Consider the following 26,968-nt stretch of genomic DNA (forward strand, 5'->3'; position numbering starts at 1 on the left):
AAAAACCCTAAGCCTCGGCAGCTTAGGGTTCTCCAAAAGAAGCAGCGGCACTTTCGTGCATTCTGCTCATTTTAGAACCCTTGTCAGCCTCACTGGACTTCTTTTAAAAGGTTTTCTGTATTCGATTCATTTGACTCGTCATCCTCCGCTTTTTGCTGTGGCAGGATCAGGTTTAACAGGACACCCGTGATGGCAGCAAGTGCCATTCCAGATAGAGTGAGGTTGATTTGTTTCACCTCAATGAATGCCCCGCCAATTCCGATGACTAAGATGACTGATGCGATAATGAGATTACGCTTTTCTTCAAAATTCACTTTATGATCAATCAGGATTCTCAGACCGCTTGAGGCAATGATCCCAAAGAGCAGGAACGAAACGCCTCCCATGACCGCGGACGGCACTGTACTGATTAATGCTGAAATTTTTCCGACAAAGCCGAAGCAGATCGCAAAGACTGCTGCTCCGCCGATGACGAAGATACTGAACACTCTTGTGATGGCAAGGACCCCGATGTTCTCTCCATACGTTGTTGTTGGCGGTCCGCCAATGAGTGAAGCGAAGATCGTCGCTGCACTGTCTCCTAAAATGGAGCGGTGAAGACCAGGTTTTTTAATAAAATCTTGCCCTACAACTTTACTTAACACCACTTGGTGGCCGATGTGCTCAGACATTGTCACAAAGGCAACCGGCACCATCACTGTGAGAATGCTTAAAGTCACAGCAGGTGTGTAGTCGGCAAATGGTAAGACGAAGTCTGGTACAGCAAACCATTTCGCGTCAATGACCGGCTGGAAGTTCACAATGCCTTGTGTTAAAGCAAAGAGATAGCCGCTGATAATTCCGATTAATACTGGGATCAAGCTTAGGAATCCTCTTAGGAAGATCATGCTGATAATCGTGACAGCCAGTGTGAAGCCGGCGACCATTAGGTGCTTAAGGCTGTAAACAAGCTCGGTTGCATTCGGATCAACATACATCGCCATGTTGACAGCTGTTCCAGCGAGTCCGAGTCCGATGACCATAATGACTGGCCCTACGACGACCGGCGGCAGAAGTTTCATCAGCCAGCCTGTGCCGAGCCATTTAATAAATAGTGCAATGAGTGCATAAGCGACACCCGCCATGAAGGCACCAACCATTGCGGCTCCAGGGCCGCCTGTTGCTTTGACATTCAGTATGGGGGCGATAAAGGCAAAGGACGATCCAAGATACGCCGGAATTTGTCCTCTTGTGATGATTAAGTAAACAATGGTTCCAACACCACTTGAGATGAGCGCGACGGCCGGACTCATATCAATGATTTTTGGTACAAGAATGGTCGCGCCAAACATGGCAAACAAATGCTGAAGGCTAAGTGAAAGCCATGTGAACGGTTTTGGGATATCTCGAATGCCTAAATTAGCTTTTTGCTGACTCATGATTTTCCTCCTAGATGTGTCCTTTTTCATTAAAAAAGCCTCTTTGCGAGTATGCGCAAAGAGGCCTAGAAAAACCGTACACGTCACTTAAGCCGTGTGCTCGGTGTCTCTGTTATTGCCCTCTTTGCAAACTCTCTGGAATGCATTTAAAAAGGTTATTTTTCATATATAGCGACAAGGTCGTTTTGATCTACTTCATTCAGCTGAACCATGACGGTCTCTGCTTTTGATGTCGGAATGTTCTTCCCGATATAATCCGCTCGAATCGGAAGCTCCCGGTGTCCCCGGTCAACGAGAACAGCAAGCTGAATGGAAGATGGTCTTCCTACATCCACAAGGGCATCCATGGCCGCTCTGACGGTTCTGCCTGTAAACAGGACATCGTCAACGACGATCAGTGTTTTGTCATTAATGTCAGCTGGGATGTCTGCACCCTTTACAAGCGGGTCTTGGTTGTCTGTCTTTTTTGTCAGGTCATCACGGTATAGCGTAATATCAAGTTCACCCACTGTGACTGGATTTCCTTCAATTTGCTCGATGCGCTCTGCAAGGCGCTTTGCAAGATGAATGCCTCTTGTCTTGATCCCCGCAAGGATGACATCTTTCATCCCTTTATTGCGCTCAATCATTTCATGTGCAATTCGGGTAAGCGCTCGTCTGATCGCTTGTTCATCAAGAATGACTGCTTTTTGTTCCATCTTTTACACCTCTTTTTGACAAATAAAAAGCCCCTTCTGCAAAGGGCAGAGAGGGGCGTTCATTTGTGCATACACGTGCACAAATTGATCCGTTATCCTTCTCAGCCTCTCTGGACTGTTTTAAAGAATCTTCATTCCTTCGTTTATTATTTCAAAAAAAGAACTGCCTGTCAATCGTTATTTCTTAATGAATCGATAAAAGCTTGCATATCAGCAGGAATCGGTGCTGTGAACTCGATATATTCTCCTGTTCTAGGATGATCAAATCCTAGAACACCTGCATGAAGCAGCTGTCCATTAAAATCGACTGTCTTTCTCGGTCCATATTTCGGATCTCCTGCAAGCGGATAGCCGATATATTTCATATGAACACGAATTTGGTGTGTTCTTCCTGTTTCAAGACGGCACTCCACAACCGTGAAGTCCTGAAAGCGTTCAATCACATCAAAGTGAGTGACTGCTTGTTTTGCACTTTCTTTTGTAACCGTCATGCTTTGGCGGTCTTTTTTGTCTCTGCCAATTGGGGCATCAATTGTGCCTGTATCATGCTGGATAATGCCATGGACAACGGCCGTATATTTTCTTGTGACGGTCTTAGCCACGAGCTGATTGACGAGTGATTCATGCGCCATATCGTTTTTCGCGACCATTAACAGTCCAGACGTGTCTTTATCAATTCGGTGGACAATTCCAGGACGCATCACACCATTAATGCCTGATAAGTCCGTGCAATGTGCCATCAGGCCATTTACAAGTGTTCCAGAGACGTGACCTGGCGCTGGATGAACAACCATTCCTCGTGGTTTATTCACCACTAGCACATCTGCATCCTCATAATAAATATCAAGATCCATTGGTTCTGCTTCTACATCTAGTACTTCTGGGTCTGGAATCTCGACTTTAATCTGATCTCCAGCTTGTACTTTGTAATTGGCTTTCACTTGTTTCCCGTTTACTTCGATCAGCCCATCCTTTACCCACTGCTGGACTTGGGTTCTTGACCATTCTGGTTCTGTCGTGCTTAGAAATTTATCAAGCCGTTCACTCGTTTGTTCTTCTGAAACGGCAATATTTACTTGATTCATGTAGTTGACTCCTTCGTTTTCTTTCCATCTAACAGCATTTGAATGAAGAGCAGAATAACCCCTACACATAGAGAAGAATCTGCAATATTAAAGATTGGGTAGTGATAATTCCCAAAGACGAAATGAGCAAAATCTACCACTTCCTGACGGAAAACACGGTCGATAAAGTTTCCAATTGCTCCGCCAAGCATTAAGGCCAGTGCTACTCCAAGCAGCTTGTCCTTTTGCCCATGCTTTTGCAAATAATAAACAATTCCCGCAATAACAACGAGTGTGATCACATAGAAAAACCACATTTGTCCTTGGAGAATTCCCCATGCGGCTCCTGAATTTCGGTGAGACGTGATATAAAAGAAGCCATCAATCACTGGATAAGAATCTCCGAGCATCATATTTTTGACAATGAGCCATTTTGTTAATTGATCTAAACAAATCATCACGAATGCGATTATGTAATAGAACACACACGTTCCTCCATCTTCATACTTTGGTCTTTAAGCATTTTATCAAGAAAACAGGAAGGAGTAAAGAAACTTTAGTTGACAGACAAAAACCTCCCTACATGTGGAAGGCTTCAAAATGAGAATCATCTGATTCATGAGGATAAGGAGTGAATGCTTTTTTCTCGTATTGCTTATGATATAGAAAGTCGTCAGCCGTGCGGGCGGTAGGAAGAATACTCATTTGTTCAAGCGGAATGGCATCACCTGTCGCCTCACATATACCATAGGTTCCCTGCTCAATTTTTGCAATAGCGAGAGACACATCTTGCAGCTCTTCTTTGATGTGATAAAGAAGCGTGGTCGTTTGGACCTCGTTCATTGAGACATGCTCAGCGGGTGAACGAAATGATGCGTATTCAAACAGTTTAGATTGCAGCTCTTCTTTCATTTGAAGGAGTTCCGTGTAAATCGTCTCTAGATCGCCATTCATGTCGCTATTTCAACTCCTGCCCTGTCGTGATAATCATATTGTTGCCCCGGCTGTCCACTTTAAAGCCATAAGATTTTTCCTTTCGTTCTAAACGCTGTCATTTTCTCAGAATAGAAAACGCCCCGCTTATGGCGGGGCGCTAGTTGGTCATATCACACTGTTAATTCTGGTAATATTTTTCCACGATTTCAGCATTTTTAAGTGACAATGTTGGATATTTCGGATTTGCACCAACATCTTTTGAAATAACGCGAGAACGTTCGCACAATTCTCCTTCTGCTTTTTGAACCACAATACGTCCTGATGTGTATTCAGGTGCTGATGCATCTGCATTCTGCTTATCTTCTACCGTTAGTTCAGAGATGATAAAGAGCTGCTTCACATCTTCTTTAATGGATGCAAGAAGGTCTTTCACTTCATCTGTCGCGTAAAGTGTCACACTTGCTTCAAGAGAACGTCCGATGACTTTCTCGTTACGCGCAATTTCGAGCGCTTTTAGCACATCGTCACGCACTTCCATGAAGCGGTCGAACTTCGCTTCTGTCGCTTCTGCTTGAGAAACAGCCACACCTTCTGGCATATCTGTTAACTGAACACTTGGCTCTTCAACAAAGCTTAAGTGGCTCCATAATTCATCTGCTGTATGCGGAAGAATTGGTGCAGTCAGCTTCACTAACGCCATTAATGTTTCGTAGAAGACTGTCTGCATGCTGCGGCGGTCTGGATGATCTGCATGCTCAATGTACACGACATCCTTTGCAAAGTCGAGATAGAATGAGCTTAGCTCAATCGTACAGAAATTGTGAATTGCATGATATACGACCGCAAATTCGTAATCATCATAAGCCTTTTTCACTTTATCAATCAGTTTGTTTAATTTGATCAAAATATATTGATCCACTTCGCGAAGCTCTTCTACAGGTACTGCATGGACTGCTGGGTCAAAGTCAAATAGGTTACCGTGCAGGAAGCGGAACGTGTTACGGATTTTACGATAGACCTCTGCTACTTGTTTTAAGATATCATCAGACACTGGGTGATCGGCTTGATAGTTAACAGAAGATACCCAAAGTCTAAGAATTTCAGCACCTAGTTGTTTAGCTACTTTGTCAGGTTCAATGGTATTTCCTAAGGATTTACTCATTTTACGTCCTTCTTTATCCAAAGTCATTCCATGGCTAACCACTCCTTTATAAGGTGCTTTTCCTGTGATAGCTACAGAAGTAGATAAAGATGAGTTGAACCATCCACGATATTGGTCAGAGCCTTCAAGGTAAAGGTCTGCCGGACGAACAAGGTCATCTCTTTCTTCTAAAACGGCCTGGTGAGAAGAACCTGAATCAAACCATACATCCATGATGTCCTGCTCTTTTGTGAATTCACCGTTCGGGCTTCCTGGATGTGTAAAGCCTTCTGGCAATAGTTCTTTCGCTTCTTTTTCAAACCAAATATTAGAGCCATGTTCTCTAAATAATTGAGAGACATGCTGAATCGTTTCATCTGTGATGATCGGCTCGCCATTTTCCGCATAAAAGACCGGAATTGGAACGCCCCATACACGCTGTCTTGAAATGCACCAGTCGCCTCTGTCTCGCACCATGTTGAATAGGCGTGTTTCGCCCCATGCTGGAACCCATTTCGTTTCTTTAATATTGTCTAATAGCGCTTCTCTGAAATCCTTAATCGATGCAAACCACTGAGCTGTCGCACGATAAATGGTTGGTTTTTTCGTTCTCCAGTCATGCGGGTAAGAGTGCGTGATAAAGTCGAGCTTTTTCAGTGCGCCTTTTGCTTCAAGCTGTTCTGTGATCGCTTTATTGGCATCCTCGTAGAATAATCCTTCAAAACCAGGCGCTTCTTCTGTCATCACACCTTTTTCGTCTACTGGACATAGCACATCAAGACCGTATTTCATACTGACAATAAAGTCATCTTCCCCGTGACCTGGAGCTGTGTGAACACAGCCTGTTCCTGCATCCGTTGTCACGTGGTCGCCAAGCATGACAAGAGAATCTCTGCCGTAGATCGGATGCTCTGCAACGATGGTATCTAATTCTTTTCCTTTTAATGTTTTCACGACTTCATACTCTTCAAAGCCAAGTGTTTTTGCCACTTGTTCAACTAGCTCAGATGCGACAACATATCGCTCAGCACCCACTTGAAGAACGCTGTACTCTAGGTTTGGATGAACACAAATCCCAAGGTTTGCAGGAAGTGTCCAAGGGGTTGTTGTCCAGATGATGAATTGTTCGCCGTTTTCAAGTACGCCTTTGCCATCTTTCACTTTAAATGAAACGTAAATGGATGGTGAACGTTTGTCTTTATATTCAATTTCCGCTTCAGCAAGTGCTGACTCACTTGAAGGAGACCAGTTAACAGGCTTTAGTCCTTTGTAAATATAGCCTCTCTTCGCCATTTCACCAAAGACAAGAATTTGCTGCGCTTCGTACTCAGGCTTTAAGGTTACATATGGATTGTCCCAGTCTGCTCTTACGCCTAATCGCTTAAACTGATTGCGCTGACCTTCGATTTGCTTCCAAGCATACTCTTCACATAGTTTGCGGAATTCAGCTGTCGACATTTCTTTACGTTTGACTTTTTTATTTTTAGTAAGAGCCGTTTCAATTGGTAAGCCGTGTGTATCCCAGCCCGGTACGTACGGTGCGTGGAACCCATTCATTGATTTAAAACGGACAATAAAATCTTTTAGGATTTTATTGAGTGCGTGCCCCATATGAATGTCACCATTCGCATATGGAGGTCCATCATGCAAAATAAAGGTCGGGCGTCCTTTTGTCCGCTCTAAAACCATTTGATAGATGTCTTTTTCTGCCCACTCCTCTTGGATTTCAGGCTCTTTGTTCGGCAAGTTCCCTCTCATTGGGAATTCTGTTTTCGGCATTAATAAGGTGTCTTTGTAGTTCATACCCATTCCTCCATATGCAAATACTTATTAAAAAACAATAAAAAAAGCCCTCTCATCCCATAAGGGACGAGAAGGCTTGTCTCGCGGTACCACCCTTTTAGACAAGCGCTATGAAACAGCCGCTTATCCACTCTAAAATCGTAACGTGATCAGACGCCTTTTCTTACTCATTCATTTCAGAAAAGGAACTAAAGGGGTGATCTCATTGCAGCGTCTCGTAATGTCAGGCTTCCACCATCCCTGATTCGCTTTATTACGCATATGACAACTGCGAGTGTCCCTTTCAAACGTTTATCTCTTGTTAATTTATGATGGTATTATATGCAACATCTGCACGTCATGTCAAGATGATGCGCTTATTCTTTTTCGTCAAAGACAGCGTCAACTTCATATTCCAGTAAATGATCCCAATCGTCATTTTTTAGAAGATCAAGCTGAGCTTCGATGAGCATTTGGAAGCGAGTTCTAAAGACCTTCGACTGCTTCTTCAGTTCTTCGATTTCCATCGCAATCTTTCTTGATTTTGATAGCGCTTCGTTGATAATACGATCTGCATTTTTCTCTGCTTCACGAATAATCAATTTCGCTTCTTTATCAGAATGACGTTTGACGTCTTCTGCTGCTTCCTGCGCCACAAGAATTGATTTGTTTAATGTCTCTTCAATTGTCGCAAAATGACCTAGTCTTTCGTCAAGCTCGTTTACTTTTTCTTCAAGTTCATTCTTTTTGCGAAGCACGATTTCGTAATCTTTACGTACTTGGCTTAAAAACTCGTTTACTTCATCTTCATCATAGCCGCGAAAGCTTTTTGTGAACGTTTTATTATGAATATCATTAGGTGTTAATGGCAACCTCGCCACCTCCAGATTCAAGTTCGTTATGTCAGAAGCTCAAATGTTACTTTAAATTTATCTTTTTTGGTCTTCCCATCAATCGTTTTCAAGCTAAATCGGCCAAATCCCCGTACAGAGAGCTGATCGCCTTCGCCGATTGTAAAGGAAGGGTCCTCAGTGACTTTCCAATTAACTTTGACAAGCCCATTTTTGACCAAAAGCTGTGCCTTTTGCCGAGACTGACGGCTGATTGCAGCACATACCGCATCAAGCCGCAGTGAAGAAATAGTATCTTCTTTGATGTCAGTCTTGCTCATAACCGGTTTTAAATCTGCCTGCGTGATTTCCTCTAATGAAACGGAAGCTCTGCCAACATGCGTCAGCTGCGCCCGCACAAAATCAGCGACATCACTTGTACAAATAAACTGCACATCTTCCTCTGAAAATAACAGATCTCCGAATTTTTGACGCTTCAAGCCTGTCCCAATCAGTGAGCCGAGAAGCTTCGGGTGTTCTAAGGAAATAAACTTTTTCGCATAATTCACCTGAAAATAAGACAGCTCAACATCCTGAGTAGCCGGTTCTAAATATTCAGGATAAATGAGAGCTCTTTTGCGCTCCGCTCCTTCATACCCGCCAAAAAACATGATCCCAAGCTCATCAGCATGCTGGATGACGGACTCGGTAATAAACTGCTCACGCGGATCAAGAAAGTCTGTTAATTTCATTCGATACTGGTCGAGTGCGATTTTTTTCCAGCCTAACACTTGGTCGACAAATGGCTGTTCGTCTTTTCTAAAATGTTGATAAATATCGCTCATTTTGTTCCCCTCTTATGTAAAAGAGCCTGGCAGCGCCAAGCCCGGCAGCCTGTCTACATGAAGCGTACAATCATATTGTAAAGACCAGTTAGTCCATATGATGATGCAAAACGAATCACAAGCAATGCCACAATTGGCGAGATGTCAATCATGCCAATTGGCGGAATAATTTTACGAAATGGTTCTAAATACGGTTCGCAAATATTTGTCAGAAAACGCCCAATCGATGTTTCTCTTGCAGATGGCACCCATGACATAAAGATGTAAATAATAATCGCGAATGAGTAAATCGTTAATACAGTCTGTAAAAGCTGGAAAATGTAATATAAAATCACTATGATTTACCACCTCTGAGGTTCTTCCTCTGTCAAAAGTTCTGATATTGTGCCAGATACATCCACATTATCAGGTGTGCAGAGGAATATATTCGAGCCAATGCGCTGGATGTCTCCACCGATTGCATAAACAGTTCCGCTTAAGAAGTCAATGATTCGCTTTGCTTGATCGTGCTGAATGCGCTGCAAATTCACGACGACTGCACGTCTGTTTTTAATATGGTCTGCAATCTCTTGCGCTTCTGCATAAACACGCGGCTCACTTAACACCACTTTAGAGGATTTCTGCAAGCTTTGCAAGCTGACGACATTTTGTTTTCCAGTCTGCGGACGCTCTTGAAATGCCGCTTTGTCCTTCGTTCCTTTTTCTTCTTGGACTGGTTCTCTTTCTTCATCAATATATTCGTACTCATACTCTTCATCGTCGAGAGTGAAAAAGCTTTTAAACTTATTTTTTATGCTCATGTCACGCACCTCCTGTTTCATTTCCAACAAGTGAAGAGCCAATCCGAACGAATGTCGCACCTTCTTCAATTGCGATTTCAAAATCATTTGACATGCCCATCGATAAATGCTGACAAGGTGCATTTACTTGGTTAAGATGTTTTACTTCTTCTTGAAGATTTTTTAATGTTTTAAAGCAGTTTCGTATCACAGTGTGATCATCTGTAAATGGAGCCATCGTCATCAGTCCAGCAATTTCAATCTTTTTGAAATCAGCGAGCTGCTTCACAAATGGAATCACGTCTTCACTTTGTAAGCCGTGTTTTGACTCCTCCAGCGATGTGTTTACCTGTACAAAACAGCGAACCGTGTGATCCGCTCTTTTTTCAATTTCATTCGCAAGAGACATCCTGTCGAGCGAATGTAAGTAGTCAATTGTTTGAATGACAGATTTTACTTTTCGTGTTTGTAAACTGCCGATGAAGTGCCAGCTAATGCTTTCATCGGTTATGGCCGCTTGTTTTTCAAGTAACCCTTGGTCACGATTTTCTCCAAAGTGCAAAATTCCTGCTTCCTTGGCTTCTTGTGCTCGCTCAATCGAGACATACTTTGTGACAGCGACGACCGATACATCCGCTGGGTTCCGGCCGGCTCTTTTACATGCTTCGTTTATTTGTTCATTTATTTGTCTGAGATTCTCTCGTACATTCAATTGCACTTATGCCTCCTTAAACCCGACAAAAGACATCATACGTCCTGTTTTCCCTTGATCACGGCGGTGTGAGAAGAAAAGCTGATCACTGCAGCTTGTGCACATCGAACTGACATGTATGTTTTCTTCTTTCACCCCTGCATGAAGCAATACGTTTTTGTTTAATGTTTTCAAGTCTAATTTATATTGTCCCTGTGAAATCTCGGAATACACATCCTCTGTTGAAAAGGGAAGCTGTTTCACTTGATCCATGACCACGTCATCGACTATGTAGCAGCAGCTGCCAATGGATGGTCCAATGACGACTTGTATTTGATCGGTCTTGGCACCTTCTTGGTTGACCCATAGATCTACCATCTTTGCACCAATTTGCTTGACGGTTCCTTTCCATCCGGCATGGGCTGTTCCGATGAGTCCATTTTGCGGAGCTAGAAAATAAAGCGGAACACAATCGGCGAAACAAAGAGCGAGCATCATGTTCGGTTCAGACGTATATAAGCCGTCTGTTCCAGGCAGTGCCTCATGATAATGAAGACTTCCTCTTCCTCTTTGCTCCTTGGTGACTTTCTTGATGCGGTCATCGTGTGTTTGGTCTGCAAACACCCAATCAGAGAGCGGCACAGCAGTAGCATCTGCTATGACTTGACGATTCATTTGGACACTAGAAGCATCATCTCCTACATGGAGTCCAGTGTTCAATGATTGATATGGAGAAAGGCTGAAGCCGCCATTTTTTGTCGTAAATCCGGCCAATACCTCTTTACCAGAACATGTCATGTTCGTCCAATCATGAATGGTCATTGCATAAGGTGATTTCTGCTGAAAGGGGTCATATTTGTGTGTCAAAGCTGCCCTCCCACCTTTCATTCATCTCTCTTTATTTCGCTCCTATTTTACCACAAGACATGCGTAGACAGTTAGTGGGATTCATTAAATATTACACTCAAATGTGCCCTTTCTACAGGTTTTTTTTCAAATTGATATGAAAACGTAATCTTTTTACCCGAAAAAGACATTGTTTGCTAAGAATGGAGAGCTTATTTTAAGGATCATTGAATAATTCATTGAGGAGTTATACGAATTTTAAGAAGACAATCGGACAAGTATCACATCTTCGCCAATTTTTACTATATTTCGCCACGGCACAATCATTTCCTCTTCTTTTCCGAAAAATCCCATCATTTTACCTGTGCCGCCGATAATGATCGCTTGTATTTTACCGCTCGTGACATTAATATCAATGTCCCCAATGGTGCCTAGTTTTTTTCCGCTCGACACATCGACGACATCCTTGATTTGGAATTCAGAAATACTGATCATCTGTCCTTCCCCGCCTTTCGTTTTCTACTATAATATGTATGATGGAAAAGCAGGGATACAGACCAATAGTTTCTTTCATCTACAATTTACTTAAGTGAGGACGGCCATTTCTCCACATCACATCTACCGGACATTCAAAGAAGGAAGAAAGCAAATCGCTTGTCATCATCTCTTTTGTTTCTCCTTGATCAAAAACAGTCCCATCTTTTAATAATAAGGTGTGCTGAAAAACAGGCAAAATCTCTTCTGCATGATGGGTCGTATAAAGTAAAGTAGGCGCATCAGGCTTTGAAGCAATGAATGAGATGGTCTCCAGCACCTGTTCTCTTGCTAAAAAATCAAGACCCGTCACAGGCTCATCTAAAATCAAGAGCTTGGGATCATTCATTAAAGCCCTCGCAATCAGGACTTTTTGCTTTTCTCCTTGTGAGAGTGTTTCATATGTCCGGTTCGCATATTTGAATGAACCAAATGCTTTTAATAGATCAATGGCTTTCTCTCTTATCTCATCTGTCGGGGTTTCATAAAGCCCGATCGAAGCAAATGCTCCGCTGAGAACTATTTCAAATGCATTGTCGTCTCTGTGCAGTTTCTTTTCAAGTCCCGCAGAAATGAGGCCAATTTTCTTCCTGAGCTTTTCGCCAAGCGCCTCCTTGCCAAAGACATGTCCCAGCACGGTCATCTCACCTGACGTGGGGAAGTAATATGAGCAGAGCATATTTAATAAAGCGGTTTTTCCCGCACCATTTAAACCGTAAAGCACCCAGTGCTCCTCTTTGTTCACCTGCCAGTCAACAGATTGCAGCAGCCATTTCCCATTTCGTTTTAAAGAAACATCCTTCAATTCAAGTGACACCATCATTTCCCCCTGAGTAAAAATTCTGAATAAACAAATAATGAATGTTTACAGCATATCGCAATTGCTCTTTCTGGTAAACCTCACATAAGAAAAGCTGCTCCTTTTACGGAACAGCTTTTCTTTATCGTTACGAAATTTCAATTCGTACGCCTTCTTTTATATCAGGAAACTTGTGCGGAGATGCAAAGACAGCTCCCGGTAATACATCATCAAACGGCTCTTGGAAGTAGATCGAAATATGGCCGAGCTCTTTAAAGTTGTCATTTGCTTTATTGCCGAGGGCTGTGATCGTGTACGTTTGATCGCCCACTTGAATGGTACCGCCCAGCTTCAGCGGCTCTTCTTCTAAATGTTCGAACTCATGAATGACGGACATATCTCTTAATTCCTGCGGCGCTGCGGGTCCAAATAAAACAATCAGCTTATCTTCTTTAAATTGCGGGACTAAGATCCCAATTTCTTTTACGACAGATTGTGTTACCATGTATCTCGATTCCTCCTTTAATACGTTTAATACATACCGAAGCTGGCAACGTATGCGATCACAACAGATAGAACCCCTGTAATGAGACGGCTATACAAAACAGCTGGTACCCCATATTGTACCGTTTCCGGCTTCGCTTCACCAAGTGACAGACCAACTGGAATGAAATCACACCCTACTTGACCGTTGATGGCAAATAGTGCAGGGAGTGCAAATTGAGGCGGGATATTCCCTAGTGCAATTTGACTACCAATGAGAACACCGATGACTTGTGCAATGACTGCTCCAGGTCCTAAGACAGGCGATAGGAACGGCAATGTACAGACCACGACGAGCAGTAAGAGCCCCCATATAGATCCTGCCAGTGGTGATAGAAAATGAGCAATCAAGTCACCGATTTTTGTATAATTGATAATTCCAATTAACATACTGACAAATGCCATGAATGGAATAATGTTTTTCAAAAGCATATCAACGGAATCACGGCCAGCCTGATAGAACGTACCGGTGACTTTCCCAATTCCTCTTGAGAATCTCATGAGGAAATTACCTTTTTCCTGACGCTCGATATTTTCCTCTTTCAGTTTTGAATAGGTTTCTTTGAAATTCTCCTTGTCAATCGGCTCACTGTTTTCCTGACCTTCTACTTTCGCCTCACCATCAGATGCTTCCGCAAAGGAAATATCCTTTTCTGTTACGCCTGATACGAAGATATCCTCTGTAATATGTTTTGCAAGCGGTCCAGAAGGAGAGGATGCCAAAACGTCTACAGTTGGAATGCGCTTCATTGGATAAAGTCCGATTCGCGCAGTTCCACCGCAGTCAATGACAACACACATCATTTCATCTTCTGGTATCGAGTTTTTAAAGCCGTCACATGCTTCTGTCCCTGTCATTTCTGCAATTTTACGAGCAACTGGGTGAATGCCTCCCCCTGTAATGGAAACAACCTTTCTTCTTTTACCAGTCGGTTCAAGCTCCAAGCCTTTTCCCCATCCGCCAGCACCTTTTGCAACAAATACTTTGTGGTTTGTCATGTCTAACCCTCCCCTATTGTGAATTCGCTTTCATTTTTCCTGCTAAGTATTTTGTAATCCATTCAGTAATGATGCCGCGAAGTAAAATGACGACGATCCCGACTAAGAAGTAACGAACAGCAAGCTCTGACATTGAATATCCTGCTTCTTTAATCCCGTTCGCAATCCCTAAGTAGACAAACAGTTCTCCTGCGTTGGCATACGGGAACAGTGATGTCACCGGATGAACAAATGAAACAGCTGAATCATAGAATGCTGGTTTTTGTTTTTCAGGTAAGAAGCGGCCAAACGTATAAGCCATTGGGTTTGTCAAAATAAGAACAGATAAGATCGGCATTAACGTATAGCGCAAAATCGTATATTTCGCTGCAAACTGGATCGCTCTATTCACTCGCTCTTCTCCAATAAACTTCATGACAGCATAAGTGAAAGTAAGTAACACAACAAGCGTTGGAACGATGCCTGTAACAAGACCCATGAATTGCTTTCCACCGGCTTCAAACATTCCGATAAAGTGCTCTCCAAACCATTGAATCCATTCCATGTTTCATCTCCCCTTTCTCTAGTTCACATTTGTTATATTTTTTTTCGAAATCGAGACAAGTGCTTGTTCAGCCGCCATGGAAAGTGCGTGCATGACAGCTGGCCCCTTTTTGCGTTTTTTCAATGTCTGCTTCATCATATGGTGCTCGTCTAGCACTGCACCAACATGCTTTCCTTCATATGAAGGAACTTCTTTAAATTTAGATAAGATCGACACACCGCCAAGCACATGGCATTTTTGAATGATATAAGATTCATCCACAATGATGAGCGCTATGGCTCCAGGGCCAACTTTGCGCCGTTCCATTCCCGAAAACAAGTGATAGCCTTGCTTCCCTTTGTAGTCATCAATAAGTGAATCCATGCTCTTGCGGTAGTACTTGATTTGAATAAAAGATAACCCATACTGCACAATGAGAATGATACAAAGTACGATTGCTAATTTTTCCATAGCTTCACGTCCTTATGATTGAAATAAATGATCTTGTAATGAACGCAGCTTCCAGACCGTTGTGTTTGAATCAAGTTCTACATCATCATGAGTCAGGAATTGTCCTAATTTGATGTCTTTTTTCGCTACGACTTTTCCGCTGATTAAGCCAATTGGAATGTGGCCGTTCGTTTTCATGTCTTGATGTGTTTCAAGTACACCTCTTACGGAGTACCCGCCAATTCCGTCAAGTGATTCCCCTGCTTTAATCTCTCTTTTCGCAACAGCTACTGTTTCTGACACTGGTACACCAATTGGGTGGATGGATGAATCATGCTGTAAGACCGCTTTTGCGATGGTGACAGGTGTTTCAAGACTGGCTAAGTGGAAAGGACGGTAAAGTGTGTAGTGCGGACCTTTTCCAACTTTTAAATAGCGCAGTTCTTCATCCACTGGCTCAAGATCACTCTTGACGATGACAAATACGCCTGGTGCAAGTCCATTTACATATTCAACGACTCCGAAGTTATCCAGCACGCCGCCTTGCTGTTTTTGATTCAATTTATCTGCTACATTCTCTAAATTTGCTTCGACTCCGTGCATACCGACTTTATCAGGCAGAAGCCCTGTCGCATTACTTAATAAGTTCATTTCGGCCATTGTTTTTGTGCCGTCCTGGAATGCAGCCAGCATATGTGCACTCATATGTTTACTATCTGCTTCTGCTTTACACGTATCTGGATTTGCTTCTGGGAAGAATGGGTTGTTCTTTCCTTTCCCGGCAACGAGCACCTCAAGACCCATTGTTTTCGCAAATTCATATAATTCTAGTGTTGCTGCTGGTTCGTCTCCAGCTGATCCTGAGTAAACAAGCCCTGCATTTGTGAATAACTTATGCATGACCAAACCGATAGTAATATCAACTTCTACATTTAAAAGAACGAGATGTTTTTTCGAATTAAGCGCTTCCAAAGAAATGTTTGCTCCGACCTCTGGGACACCTGTTGCATCTACTACAACTTCCACGAAATCTGATTGAATCACTTCTCTGTAATCATTTGTGACAACCATTTGATGCGGCTTCGCATGCTGCTTGTAGAAATTTGCTGCCTTCTCTGCTGCACTAAGGTGAATATCACAAACACCAGCGACAATCATGCCTGGAATTTTAGAAATTTGTGAAATGAGTCCAAAGCCCATTTGGCCTGCTCCAATAATCCCTACTTTGATCGGGTCTCCACTGCGTTCTCGAGCTAACAACTGTTGATAGATTGACATCTAAATCATCCTTTCAGGTTTTCTTGCTTCTCAATAGATTGCTAGAAATATAATCTGAAACTTTTAACAAATGTTATAAAAATTAACAAAAATCTGTTTCTTGTAACATTTGTTATTTTATTTATCATTTGTTATGAACTTAGTTTATATGATGTGTCAACTTTGTGTCAAGCTAAAATCGATAAAATTTTCAATCTTTTTGAGTCTTTAGACTCAAAAAAAAGCTACCTAATGATATTAGGTAGTTACAGATTCTTGACAAAGGGCTAAAATGATCTTCATTTTAGCCTTTTGTCTTCTTTTCAGCGTGATAGAAAACCTTTGCAGTCTAGGAAGGACGAGTACCGGAGCGGAGCGAATTTGATATTCGTGAGCACCGGCACGCAGGACTGACACCGAATGCGAGGGTTTGTCTACACGCTGACTACCTAATGATATTAGGTAGTTACTTTAATAAGGCATCTCCTGTTCGTTCATCGGTAATTAATACATGAATTAATCCACCTGCTAATGCCGCCCGGATCGCTTCAATTTTCTCTTCGCCACCAGCGACACCTATGACAAGCGGAATTTCTTTCAGCTTTTGCGGGCTTATGCCCATCACCCGGTCGTTCCATGGGTGGGGATATACTTCCCCTTGATGATCAATAAAGTTATAGCAAATGTCACCTGCTACATCCTTCGCTTGAAGGATGTCCTCCTCGCCGCTTGTCATATAAGATTTCACCATCGTTGAATGCTGCGGAACACCGCCAATTCCGACAACTGCGATATTTGATGATTCTCCTAGTTCAATCACTTTTTTGATCGACGGCTGCCGGATCAGTACATCTTTCGCTTCTTTCGTATCAAGCATGACGGGTACATGTAAAAACTCACATTTAGATTTGAGTGCCTCTGTGCATCTCGCAATAATATAGTTAGCGTGGATATCGACATCTTCATTTCCCACACCTCCGACAAGCGGAACAAATGTCACGGATGGATAGTGCTGAACAGAGGTAAGCGCTTTCGCCATTTCATGCAGCGTTGTCCCTGAGGAAAACCCGATGACTTGTCCATCTTTCATCACTTTTAATAAAAAGCTTGCTGCCGCGGCACCGATTCGGCTTTTGGTTGTGTCTTTGCTAAGCGTTTCCACACAGACGACTTCTCGCAGCCCATATTTGCGTTCTATTTTTCTTTCTAACGATCCATACTGTTGATTGACTTCATCATGAATAATGATTTCCACGATTCCTGCTTCACGTGCTTTTGCCAAATATTTCGATATGAGCGAACGGCTAACCCCAACAGCTTCTGCAATGTTAGATTGGGTGGCGCCTTCTTCATAATACATATGCGCAACCTTAATGAGCAGCCTTCTTTCATCATGGAATGTCATAATAACCCTTCTTTCCGCTTAAGTGTTCCCTAACAAATGATATCTAAAATAACATTTGTTAAAAACAGATTAAATGAAAAAAATAACCGAGTCAATACTAGAGGCGTGTTCTCTAACAAGAATGAAAAAAGCCGCACATCAAGCGGCGGCTTTAAAAGATGTTTTTATTCATTTGTTTGATGGCTGCTTTTTCAAGCCTTGAGACTTGTGCTTGAGAAATCCCGATTTCTTCAGCGACTTCCATTTGCGTTTTGCCCTGGAAGAAGCGTTTACGAAGAATCATTTTTTCCCTGTCGTTCAATCTGCGCATGCCCTCTTTTAAGGCCAATTCTTCCACCCATTGTGTGTCTTTGTTCCGTTCATCACTAATTTGATCCATCACATAAATCGGATCTCCTCCGTCATTATAGATCGGTTCAAACAAAGATACAGGATCTTGAATCGCATCTAGGGCAAAGACAATTTCCTCATGAGGCACTTCCAGCACTTTGGCAATGTCTTCTGCTGTTGGCTCCTTGCTTGTCTCACTAATCAGCCTCTCACGGACCTGAAGTGCCTTATAGGCAATATCTCTTAGTGAACGAGACACCCGAATCGGGTTGTTATCACGCAAGTATCGACGGATTTCTCCTATGATCATAGGAACCGCATAAGTTGAAAATCTGACATTGTGGCTTAAATCAAAATTATCAATTGATTTCATTAATCCGATACAGCCTACTTGGAAGAGATCATCGACATACTCGCCTCTGTTGTTAAAACGCTGAATCACACTTAAAACCAACCGTAAATTGCCATTGACTAGCTTTTCTCTTGCTGTATCGTCACCCTCATCTTGCAGCTGTCTGAACAATTTTCTCATCTCGTCGTTTTTCAGAACAGGCAGTTTGGAGGTGTCGACTCCGCAGATTTCCACTTTATTTCTGGACACTTTTTTCCCTCCCTACAGGAGCTGTTGTACAAAGTTCAGTATCTCCTTGGGATGGAAAAATATGCACGAGCGATGACGAGAATCATGTGAAAAAATGGTTATCCCTTTGGCAGTACAGGGATCGAGCTTTCAAAAAATTTTTTTAGACCATTTTATTAAATTCTTTTTGTAATCGTTTAATGATTCTTTTTTCAAGCCTCGAAATATACGACTGGGAAATCCCAAGCATGTCAGCGACATCTTTTTGGGTTTTTTCCTCACCGCCGACCAAGCCAAATCTCAGTTCCATGATCTGCTTTTCGCGGTCATTTAATTGCTCCAGCGCTTTTTTCAGCAGTTTTTTATCTACATTTGCTTCAATATCCCGCGTGATAATATCATCATCTGTTCCAAGTACGTCTGATAAAAGCAGTTCATTTCCGTCCCAATCAATGTTGAGCGGTTCATCAAACGAGACTTCTGAACGGATTTTATTATTTCGCCTCAAGTACATCAGAATCTCATTTTCAATACATCTCGAAGCATATGTTGCCAGCTTGATCTTTTTTTCAGGGTTAAATGTATTGACTGCTTTGATCAGGCCAATGGTTCCGATACTAATTAAATCCTCGATATTAATACCTGTGTTTTCAAATTTCCTTGCGATGTAAACGACTAAACGCAAATTTCTTTCGATCAGAATCGCCCTTGCGGTTTGATCACCTTTTGGTAATTTGACAAGCAGTTCCTGCTCTTCATCCTTTGATAATGGAGGCGGCAGCGCTTCACTTCCACCAATATAATAAATTTCATCACTCTTTAGACCTAGCTTCATGAGGAGTTTATACCAGTAGTAAGTGAGTTTAAATTTTAATTTTTTCATCTTCTTCTCCCTTCTAAATGTCAAGTTGACCTCGTAAGATAAAAGACATCACCAAAAAACTACGACACCCCCTGGATGATTTTCCCGTCTAACATATCTGGATGAATGATGGATTGAAATTCCTGATCTGCTGATAAACCGCTCAGACTCAACCCTACAAAACACTTGGCCGGCTGAATCATATGCGTCTTTGAATAAATGACGACAGTATCTGGTTTTAGGCATAGTAGAAAACCGTGATCATGACCGACTGCTCGATATGGAACAAGTCTTAATCGATCAAGAAGGGGAAATTGATCATCGATCTTTTGCATCACTTCAACAGGATGAGACTGTTTCATGAGCTCTATAAATGGCTCTCCGCAAATGGCCGTTAGCTGATCGGCCTGAACGATCATGACAGGTGTTTTTGTCATAGGATCATACAGCTGATTGCCAGAATCGACGAGTCCATTTAAGCGGATGGTCTCCCCGTGAATGTGTATCTCTACAAGCACTTGTTCATCATACTGTCTTTTTTTCGCACCAACCTCTCCTAATCTTTTCTTTGAAAACAGCCATATCGCAGGAAAGCCGGTTAAAACAAAAAGCCAGCTAATCGGATCACCAAAGCCATCATTTTGTGAAATGAGCAGGCCATCTTGGATCACTGTGTTGGTTTGCAAAAATGAATGAACCCCGATCATGCCTCCTCCCATCAAAAATGTTACAAAGTAAAAAGCAAACAGATTTTGAAAAAAGGAACGAAATCTTTGAAAACCAAAGGTTGCAAGAACGATGAAGACAGAAAAAAATAGTTTGCCTAAAGGGTGTGACACAACCATTGCAAATGGTGTAAAGAGCAAGAGAACAATGCTCGATCCAATGAGAGCTCCTAACATATATCGCCTTTTTTTTACTTGTCGTTTGAGAATAAATGCAGTGAGTAAGAGAAGCAATAGATCAAAACAAAAGTTTAACAGCCAGATCACATCTAAATAAATGACCACCTTCTGCTCCTTTCATCTGAAACAAAGAATCAAAAGCAGTACTTGCACTTGTTTGTACCAGTATAAAACAGTCAAGAGATGGAAGTCTGTCAATTCTTGTTGGGGATGATAGAGAACTTTTGGTGGATTATTATTGTTTTTGTCGAGGAATGAGAGCGCGAAGCAAGAGAGTGTTCTTCTGGACAAGCTTTCAAACAATTGCTCGAAAGAAAAAAAGACACGCTCCTGGAAATCGTGTCTTTTGTTTAAGTTACTTTTCATTGATGTTTAATGTGCCTGAAGCCTTTTGTCTTGTGACATTTCCATAATCATCTCGCACAATTACTTCAATGACCGCACCTTTTGCTTTGGCGGTAGAAGTAGCTGTCCAGTAGCCTTCATATGTTCCGCTAGATACTTCGCGAAGCGGCAGCTCTGTTGTATTTTGAAGCTTTGATCTCGCGTTTGTCAGCGGCATGTGAATAACAAACGTTGCGTCTAGCTTTTCCCTGCTGTTAAATGAAATTTTAACAGACTCTCCTGATGATAGATGGACATTCTCTGCTGGAGTCAGCTTAGAAATTTCAGGTGCCTCGTATTGGACATCGATATTGACTTTTTTAGTCGTTTTGTTTCCTGCTGCATCTTTCGCTGTTACTTTTATTGTATTTTTCCCGTTCTCAAGCAGTATTCTTGCGGAATATTTTCCATCTTTTACGGTTGCCTTTTTTCCATTTACAGTGACTTGATCAAGATGATCATCTGTGACCTTTCCTTCTACAGTGAGTGATTCTTTATTAGACTTTCCCCCTTTTTTAGGTGTATCTATGGTGAGCGCTGGAGCTGTTTGATCAATGATCACCTTTACTGGTTTGGATCGTTTCGTTGCGCCTTTATCCGTAACAGTCGCAGCTGTGAATACATGCTCTCCACTTGAAACTGTGACCTTTTCTTTGAAAGCGCCTGACTGATCTGCTTTCACTTTGGCAATCTCTTCATCGTTTTGATAAATCGCTACATCAAGCCCAGGGGAGGCTTTGCCTTCAATCTCCAGTTCACCTTTGTTCGAAATGGTTCCGGCCTTCGGAGATATAATCTCTGGCACATCTGCTTCATAGTCAACAAGCGCCCGAATCATATAATTCCCTTCTTCTTTTGGAGAAGGAGAAAAAGCACCGCTTGTCAGCTGCCAGCTTCTTTCAGCATTTGGACCATCTTCGTCCGTTGCAAGTCCTGGAGACTCCGTATTCTTTTTCGTTTGAATATAGACAAGATAGAAATCTCCATCCACCGTAATGGCTTGATCTTCTAAATCTACTTTTGTCCATTCACCATTACGCAGCGCATTCGCTTTTAGAGGTCCTGCAATTTTCTCCCCTGGAGCTCCATTCTTCCCAGAAGCATCATACACCTCAACCGCAAATTCATTCCCGCCAGGAGCTGGCCACTCTGATGACCAGAAACGGAAAAGCCCCCCTGTGAGTTGCGCTTGTTTCTTCCCCTTTTCTAATGAAAACTTCACAGCCCAGCCATTGCCAGGATCATAGAAGGCTCGCGCATTTTCAGCTGTTCCGTCATCGTAGCCAATTTCACCAGCAAAGCCGATGAATGGCTCCAGCTGAATGGCTTTTTTAACCGGCTTTTCTGTCACATCTGCTGTAAAAGAATAACCTTTAAACCCTTTCGCAAATACTTTGACGGTATAGACACCGCTCAATGCCTCTAGAGAAAATTCGCCAGCTTCATCTGTTTTCACCGGCTTAATTTTCGCATCCTCTACAAGATAAACCGTGGCATCCTTTACTTTTTCACCCGTTTCTTCATTGACAATTGTACCGGATATCGTTCGTTTCTTAAGTGGCTGTAAGGCGAAATTTGCCTCAGCCGTTTCATTTGAAGAAATATTGACTGTTTGTTTGCGTGATTCAAACCCGTAAGCTTCCGCTTTCACTGTGAATTCCCCTGCACTGTGAGTAAGCTGATATCTCCCTGTCGCTTCATCTGTGTAAGTTGATTTTCCGCTTTCAAGAACACTAATTTCCGCTTTCATAGGAAGAGCTTTGATAGACGGAGCATCAAGATTTTTTTCCTTTTCCAATTGCACATGTTTTTCTTTTGCTTTTGCAGGCTTCGCACTTTTCGAATCCATAGATTTCTTATGTGGATGTGCAGCCTTTTCTTTTTGAGGCAGGGCTTGATCTGTTATTTTCATATCATCTAAATTAACATCTTCGTTTGTCACCTGTCCTTCAATCGTGCCAATGCCATCTGTTAATGCTGTAATCGCCTCTTTTGCATCAACTAAACCTGCCCCATAGCCATTGTTAGGGGATTCCGGGAATTGCTGATCAGTCAACGGCTTCGCTGTATCAATCAGAATTTGTTCAATCTCTTCAACAGAAAGATCTGACTGTACTTGGCGAAGAAGAGCTACAACAGCTGAAACATGCGGACCAGCCATCGACGTCCCATTCCAGCCATCCTCATACCCTTTCCCTGGAATGGATGAACGAATGTTTACCCCTGGGGCCGCAATATCTGGTTTCATGACGCCATATGGAGACGGACCTTGCAGCGAGAAAGACGCCAATTTGTTATCTTGATCCGTTGCACCCGTTGCAAAGGCCTCCTGATAGTTCGCAGGATTTGCAATTGACCCCTCACCACCAGGGTTAAATAAATCGGTATTGCCAGCTGAAAACTCTGGGAAGATGTCCGCCGCTCTCCAAGCATTGACCACATCTTTATACCAATCATCAAGACCAGGCCCACCGCCCCAAGAATTATTGACGACATCTGGTGCCTTTTCTGGATGGGGGTTTCCGTCCTCATCTTTTGGTGCTAAAATCCACTCTCCTGCGTCAAGCAGGTCAGCATCTGTACCACCATCTTCTGAGAAAGCTTTCACCGCAACCCATTTTGCGCCTGGTGCGACTCCGATTTGATTCTTTCCATCTGGCTCAGAGCCAACCATCGTTCCCGTCACATGTGTACCATGCTCTAAATCGTCGTATGGCGCTTCAGATCCTGTTGTAGCATCGTACCAATTGAATTCATGAGATGGATCATTCGGGTGTGCTGGATCAAATCCGCGGTATTTTTCCTTTAAAGCAGGATGATCCCATTCCACTCCTGTATCAATACTTGCCACAACAGTACCAGTACCGTCATAGCCTAAAGCCCACGCTTCTGGAGCATGAACCTGAGAAATGTTCCACTCGACTCCATCTACTGCTTTCATTTGTTTTTTCTGCTTAGACGTCTTCAAATCAACGGGGCGATGAATTTGACGGGTTTCATTCGGCAGCACTTGATCTACTTCTGGGAAGGAAGCCACCTTTTCCATGACTTCTTTCGTTCCCGTCACCGCTAGACCATTCACAATATAGTACGAATGAATCTCCTTCACTTGCTTTTTCTTTTGTTCCTTTTGTAAATACGTAAGCAGCGCTTGCTGCGTCTCCTCAGACGTTGCTCTTAATTCTGATACGACAGCTGATCTTTTTGTGTACTGCGTTTTAGCCGCTGTTAATTTCTGTTTTTTGGCTCTGGACACAGCTTCCTTCGCCACTTTTTGCGTATTTGTTTGCTCCTTCATTTTGATTAAAAAGGTCACCTTGTCATCCTGCTGAAACTGCTTCATTAATCTTGATGAGATCTTTGCTTTTGTTGTCTTAGAGGAAACAGCTTCCTCCTGATATGAGGTAGAAGTCGATTTTGCTTGAACCATCCCAAAGCTTGTCATCGTTAAAGTACCAATCACCATAAGACTCATCAAACGATAGCCGGCGGTCTTGCGAAACTTCAATTTCAATCAAATCCCTCCTCCTCAAATGGCCAACCAGAGTATATGTCTCACTCCTTTCCTTCTTTTGTTCATGACAAGATTCATGGTGTTCTTTTTAATGTAGTCAAATAAAGTTCATCATCTTGTCGTTTTTTGTAAGAGGGGTTAAAAATGATTCTTTTTTCTTAAGCACCTTAAGTCAAATTACATATGAAAGATGAAGTGGCTCTCACACATTTAAGACTTTTTGATTAGAGTCCCCTTATACGTTGAGACATGAAAAAACCCCTTCCAATGGAAGGGGTTAAGCTATACTCGATTAGCGTTTATTGCGGTTGCGTAAGAACGTTGGAATGTCCAGCGTGTCATCACTTGATTGTGTATTTTGTCTCGGCTGAGATGATGGCTGCTGATGTTCCTCACGTTTTACTTCACGTTTTTGAGGAATGGATTGATTTTGCTTTAATCCTTGTCCTAGTGGATTTCTTTGTGGTTTTGTCACTTCTGGCTCTTGCTCAATAAATCCAGTTGCGATCACAGTCACCACAATTTCATCCTTCAAGTTATCATTGATGACAGACCCGAAAATCATGTTTACATCTTCATCAGATGCAGAAGCCACAATATCCGCTGCTTCTTGCACTTCATAAAGACTTAGGTTCGTGCCACCCGTAATGTTCATGATGACGCCTTGAGCACCATCGATCGCTGTTTCTAGAAGTGGTGAAGAAATGGCTTTCTTCGCTGCTTCAGCAGCACGGTTTTCACCTGTTGCAACACCAATACCCATAAGAGCCGAACCTTTATTGGACATGATTGTTTTCACGTCAGCAAAGTCAAGGTTAATCAGACCTGGTGTTGCAATTAAATCGGAAATCCCTTGAACACCTTGTCTAAGCACGTTATCTGCCGCGCGGAATGCTTCCAGCATTGGCGTGTTTTTATCAACAATTTCAAGCAAGCGATCGTTTGGAATCACGATTAATGTGTCAACTGCTTCTTTCATAGAAGCAATTCCTTCAACTGCTTGAAGCTGACGCTTTCTTCCTTCAAATGTGAAAGGACGAGTCACGACTCCAACTGTCAATGCACCAGAATCTTTAGCGATTTTTGCAATGACAGGTGCAGCACCCGTACCAGTTCCACCGCCCATACCAGCTGTAACGAAGACCATGTCTGCGCCTTTTAGTACTTCTTCAATCTGCTCTTTGCTTTCCTCAGCAGCCTTCTTACCGACCTCAGGATTCGCACCTGCTCCAAGCCCTCTTGTCAGCTTAGCACCGATTTGCATTTTAGTTTCTGCTTTTGATAGATTTAACGCCTGTGCATCTGTATTGACTGCAATAAAATCGACACCTTGTACGTCATTTTCGATCATTCGGTTGACAGCGTTATTCCCGCCGCCACCTACTCCGATTACTTTAATTGATGCTAGGCCGTCTATATTTGTTTCAAACTCCAACATGCTGAATCCTCCTAATCCGTCGAAAATCTAATTCTATTCCCAGAACATATTAAATAGTTTTTTCATTTTGCCCGGTTTTTTATTTGTCTCTTGTTGTGCTTTTTGTTTTACTTTCGGTCTTGGCTGCGCTTCTTTCACTTGTGGTGCAGAAGAAACCGGCTCCATGGATGCGCCTACTTCATGAAACGCCTCATCTGGCATTTGGAATCCAACCTGTCTGCCCTGAATCTTTGCATTGCGATAAGCAAAGTGGATCAGACCCACTCCTGTCATATATTGAGGCTCTCTCACCCCGATATAATTCGGACTTGCAATCCTGACATTGTTTTGCAAGACCGTTTGTGCAAGAGAAAGGATACCTGGTATGGCTGCCTGTCCACCTGTTAGAACGAATCCACCAGGCAAATCATGGACACCCATATTTCTCAATTCCTCTGCCACAAAGAGCAGGATTTCCTCCAGCCGCGCTTCAATAATGTTAGCCGCATCAAGTTGTGTATACGTTTGTTTTTGATCGGTACCGATCACAGAAACTTCAAATGTCTCCTCAGTCGATGCCTCATCATAAAACGCATGCCCAAATTGTTTTTTGATTCGTTCAGCTTCTTCAGTGGAAGTTCTAAGTCCTATAGACAAATCTTTTGTAATGTTCTCTCCGCCCAAAGGGATACTGTGAGTAGAATAGAGATGCCCGTTTTCAAATACGGAAATCGTTGTAGATCCGCCGCCAATATCGACAAGAGCTACCCCGAGATTTTTTTCATCTTTCGATAATGCTGCTGAGCCCGATGCGATTGGCTGCAAGCAAATATCCATAATTTCAATTCCAGCTCTTTCTACACATCGGAGCCAGTTATGTAGAATCGTTTTAGAACCTGTAATTAACGATCCTTCCACCTCTAGCCGAACACCAAGCATTTTTTTCGGATCTGTGATCTCATCTCTTCCGTCGACGATAAATTGTCTCGGAATCACGTCTACGACGAGATGTTCTTGAGGAATAGATACTACTTGTGCTGCATCTAAGACACGTCTCACATCTTCAGCATGTATTTCTTTGTTTTCACTAGATACTGCGACCACGCCGCTCGTATTCTGAATATGAATGTGGTTTCCGTTAATTCCGACAATCGCCTTTTGTAAAGGAAATCCTACCATTCTCTCAGCCTGTTCAAATGCTTGTCTAATAGAATGAACTGTCTCATCTATATCAACAATCGATCCTTTTTTTAACCCCTCTGAAGGGACATTTCCAACACCTATAATGTTAAGCGAATCATCCGCCATTTCTCCGACGATGACTTTTATATTGGATGTACCGATGTCAAGGCTGACGTAAATTTCATTGTTGTTCATTCTATGGCACCTCCTCACATATCAATACTTTCTATTCTATTATTTGCTGAACAACAATA

The 26,968-nt window shown here is 42.5% G+C and carries 26 protein-coding genes and 1 other annotated feature; all 26 genes read right to left on the reverse strand.

All coding sequences use genetic code 11. The annotated features are described in order from the left end of the window. Positions 1-89: 89 nt before the first annotated feature. The 26 genes from C6Y01_RS02365 to ftsA all read right to left on the reverse strand — a co-directional run bounded on the left by C6Y01_RS02365 (position 90) and on the right by ftsA (position 26,909). On the reverse strand, positions 90-1,418 hold the full coding sequence (locus C6Y01_RS02365; RefSeq protein ID WP_106037782.1) for a solute carrier family 23 protein: 1,329 nt from the start codon (positions 1,416-1,418) through the stop codon (positions 90-92). A gap of 155 nt (positions 1,419-1,573) precedes the next feature. Then, complete coding sequence (gene pyrR, locus C6Y01_RS02370; RefSeq protein ID WP_024424234.1) at positions 1,574-2,116, reverse strand: bifunctional pyr operon transcriptional regulator/uracil phosphoribosyltransferase PyrR; 543 nt, start codon at positions 2,114-2,116, stop codon at positions 1,574-1,576. 170 nt (positions 2,117-2,286) lie between these two features. Beyond that, the gene (locus C6Y01_RS02375; RefSeq protein WP_034662506.1) at positions 2,287-3,201 is read right to left on the reverse strand and encodes an RluA family pseudouridine synthase; all 915 of its coding nucleotides are present in this window, start codon (positions 3,199-3,201) and stop codon (positions 2,287-2,289) included. Continuing rightward, entirely contained in the window at positions 3,198-3,665 is a 468-nt protein-coding gene (lspA, locus tag C6Y01_RS02380; RefSeq protein ID WP_012009890.1) for a signal peptidase II, read from the reverse strand. The genes C6Y01_RS02375 and lspA overlap by 4 nt, the downstream gene beginning before the upstream one ends. 94 nt (positions 3,666-3,759) lie before the next feature. After that, on the reverse strand, positions 3,760-4,134 hold the full coding sequence (locus C6Y01_RS02385; RefSeq protein WP_034662509.1) for a TraR/DksA family transcriptional regulator: 375 nt from the start codon (positions 4,132-4,134) through the stop codon (positions 3,760-3,762). A 160-nt stretch (positions 4,135-4,294) separates the two neighbouring features. Further along, entirely contained in the window at positions 4,295-7,060 is a 2,766-nt protein-coding gene (gene ileS / locus C6Y01_RS02390) for an isoleucine--tRNA ligase (RefSeq protein ID WP_106037783.1), read from the reverse strand. A gap of 59 nt (positions 7,061-7,119) precedes the next feature. Continuing rightward, positions 7,120-7,357, reverse strand: a binding site (T-box leader). A gap of 59 nt (positions 7,358-7,416) precedes the next feature. Further along, positions 7,417-7,911: a DivIVA domain-containing protein gene (locus C6Y01_RS02395; protein ID WP_003211323.1), complete on the reverse strand. Its 495-nt coding sequence runs from the start codon at positions 7,909-7,911 to the stop codon at positions 7,417-7,419. Positions 7,912-7,937: 26 nt separating this feature from the next. Further along, the gene (locus C6Y01_RS02400; protein ID WP_034662515.1) at positions 7,938-8,714 is read right to left on the reverse strand and encodes a YlmH family RNA-binding protein; all 777 of its coding nucleotides are present in this window, start codon (positions 8,712-8,714) and stop codon (positions 7,938-7,940) included. A gap of 53 nt (positions 8,715-8,767) precedes the next feature. Continuing rightward, on the reverse strand, positions 8,768-9,049 hold the full coding sequence (locus C6Y01_RS02405; protein ID WP_095285147.1) for a YggT family protein: 282 nt from the start codon (positions 9,047-9,049) through the stop codon (positions 8,768-8,770). Positions 9,050-9,055: 6 nt separating this feature from the next. Next, positions 9,056-9,514 (reverse strand): cell division protein SepF, encoded by a 459-nt coding sequence (locus tag C6Y01_RS02410; RefSeq protein ID WP_034662521.1) that lies wholly within the window; start codon positions 9,512-9,514, stop codon positions 9,056-9,058. A gap of 1 nt (position 9,515) precedes the next feature. Then, positions 9,516-10,205 carry a YggS family pyridoxal phosphate-dependent enzyme gene (locus C6Y01_RS02415; protein WP_223249877.1) on the reverse strand — a complete coding sequence of 230 codons (690 nt, stop codon included), beginning with the start codon at positions 10,203-10,205 and terminating at the stop codon, positions 9,516-9,518. Positions 10,206-10,211: 6 nt separating this feature from the next. Continuing rightward, a complete protein-coding gene (gene pgeF / locus C6Y01_RS02420) occupies positions 10,212-11,051 on the reverse strand; it encodes a peptidoglycan editing factor PgeF (protein ID WP_095285188.1) in 840 nt (279 codons plus the stop codon). 237 nt (positions 11,052-11,288) lie between these two features. Further along, on the reverse strand, positions 11,289-11,525 hold the full coding sequence (locus C6Y01_RS02425; RefSeq protein WP_008344958.1) for a YlmC/YmxH family sporulation protein: 237 nt from the start codon (positions 11,523-11,525) through the stop codon (positions 11,289-11,291). Between the two features lie 79 nt (positions 11,526-11,604). Continuing rightward, positions 11,605-12,384, reverse strand: coding sequence for an ABC transporter ATP-binding protein (locus tag C6Y01_RS02430; RefSeq protein WP_106036777.1), 780 nt, complete (start codon positions 12,382-12,384; stop codon positions 11,605-11,607). 127 nt (positions 12,385-12,511) lie between these two features. Further along, positions 12,512-12,868 carry a PTS glucitol/sorbitol transporter subunit IIA gene (locus C6Y01_RS02435; RefSeq protein WP_106037784.1) on the reverse strand — a complete coding sequence of 119 codons (357 nt, stop codon included), beginning with the start codon at positions 12,866-12,868 and terminating at the stop codon, positions 12,512-12,514. A 26-nt stretch (positions 12,869-12,894) separates the two neighbouring features. Next, complete coding sequence (gene srlE / locus C6Y01_RS02440; protein WP_034662527.1) at positions 12,895-13,905, reverse strand: PTS glucitol/sorbitol transporter subunit IIB; 1,011 nt, start codon at positions 13,903-13,905, stop codon at positions 12,895-12,897. A 13-nt stretch (positions 13,906-13,918) separates the two neighbouring features. Next, positions 13,919-14,449, reverse strand: coding sequence for a PTS glucitol/sorbitol transporter subunit IIC (gene srlA, locus C6Y01_RS02445; protein ID WP_003210918.1), 531 nt, complete (start codon positions 14,447-14,449; stop codon positions 13,919-13,921). Between the two features lie 18 nt (positions 14,450-14,467). Beyond that, a complete protein-coding gene (locus tag C6Y01_RS02450; RefSeq protein WP_034662530.1) occupies positions 14,468-14,899 on the reverse strand; it encodes a transcriptional regulator GutM in 432 nt (143 codons plus the stop codon). A gap of 12 nt (positions 14,900-14,911) precedes the next feature. Further along, positions 14,912-16,156: an NAD(P)H-dependent oxidoreductase gene (locus C6Y01_RS02455; RefSeq protein ID WP_034662533.1), complete on the reverse strand. Its 1,245-nt coding sequence runs from the start codon at positions 16,154-16,156 to the stop codon at positions 14,912-14,914. A 445-nt stretch (positions 16,157-16,601) separates the two neighbouring features. Continuing rightward, complete coding sequence (locus C6Y01_RS02460) at positions 16,602-17,540, reverse strand: sugar-binding transcriptional regulator (RefSeq protein ID WP_034662535.1); 939 nt, start codon at positions 17,538-17,540, stop codon at positions 16,602-16,604. A 151-nt stretch (positions 17,541-17,691) separates the two neighbouring features. Further along, positions 17,692-18,471, reverse strand: a complete 780-nt coding sequence (sigG, locus tag C6Y01_RS02465; protein WP_003211879.1) for an RNA polymerase sporulation sigma factor SigG — start codon at positions 18,469-18,471, stop codon at positions 17,692-17,694. Positions 18,472-18,613: 142 nt separating this feature from the next. Next, a complete protein-coding gene (gene sigE, locus C6Y01_RS02470) occupies positions 18,614-19,333 on the reverse strand; it encodes an RNA polymerase sporulation sigma factor SigE (RefSeq protein WP_007499746.1) in 720 nt (239 codons plus the stop codon). 59 nt (positions 19,334-19,392) lie between these two features. Next, positions 19,393-20,322, reverse strand: coding sequence for a sigma-E processing peptidase SpoIIGA (spoIIGA, locus tag C6Y01_RS02475; RefSeq protein ID WP_034662538.1), 930 nt, complete (start codon positions 20,320-20,322; stop codon positions 19,393-19,395). A gap of 250 nt (positions 20,323-20,572) precedes the next feature. Beyond that, positions 20,573-24,115: a S8 family peptidase gene (locus tag C6Y01_RS02480; RefSeq protein ID WP_106037785.1), complete on the reverse strand. Its 3,543-nt coding sequence runs from the start codon at positions 24,113-24,115 to the stop codon at positions 20,573-20,575. A 292-nt stretch (positions 24,116-24,407) separates the two neighbouring features. Beyond that, a complete protein-coding gene (ftsZ, locus tag C6Y01_RS02485) occupies positions 24,408-25,553 on the reverse strand; it encodes a cell division protein FtsZ (RefSeq protein ID WP_024424252.1) in 1,146 nt (381 codons plus the stop codon). Between the two features lie 33 nt (positions 25,554-25,586). Beyond that, positions 25,587-26,909, reverse strand: a complete 1,323-nt coding sequence (gene ftsA / locus C6Y01_RS02490; RefSeq protein ID WP_034662541.1) for a cell division protein FtsA — start codon at positions 26,907-26,909, stop codon at positions 25,587-25,589. Positions 26,910-26,968 lie beyond the last annotated feature (59 nt).

Source organism: Bacillus sp. NMCC46 (assembly GCF_002998465.1).
Classification (GTDB): domain Bacteria; phylum Bacillota; class Bacilli; order Bacillales; family Bacillaceae; genus Bacillus.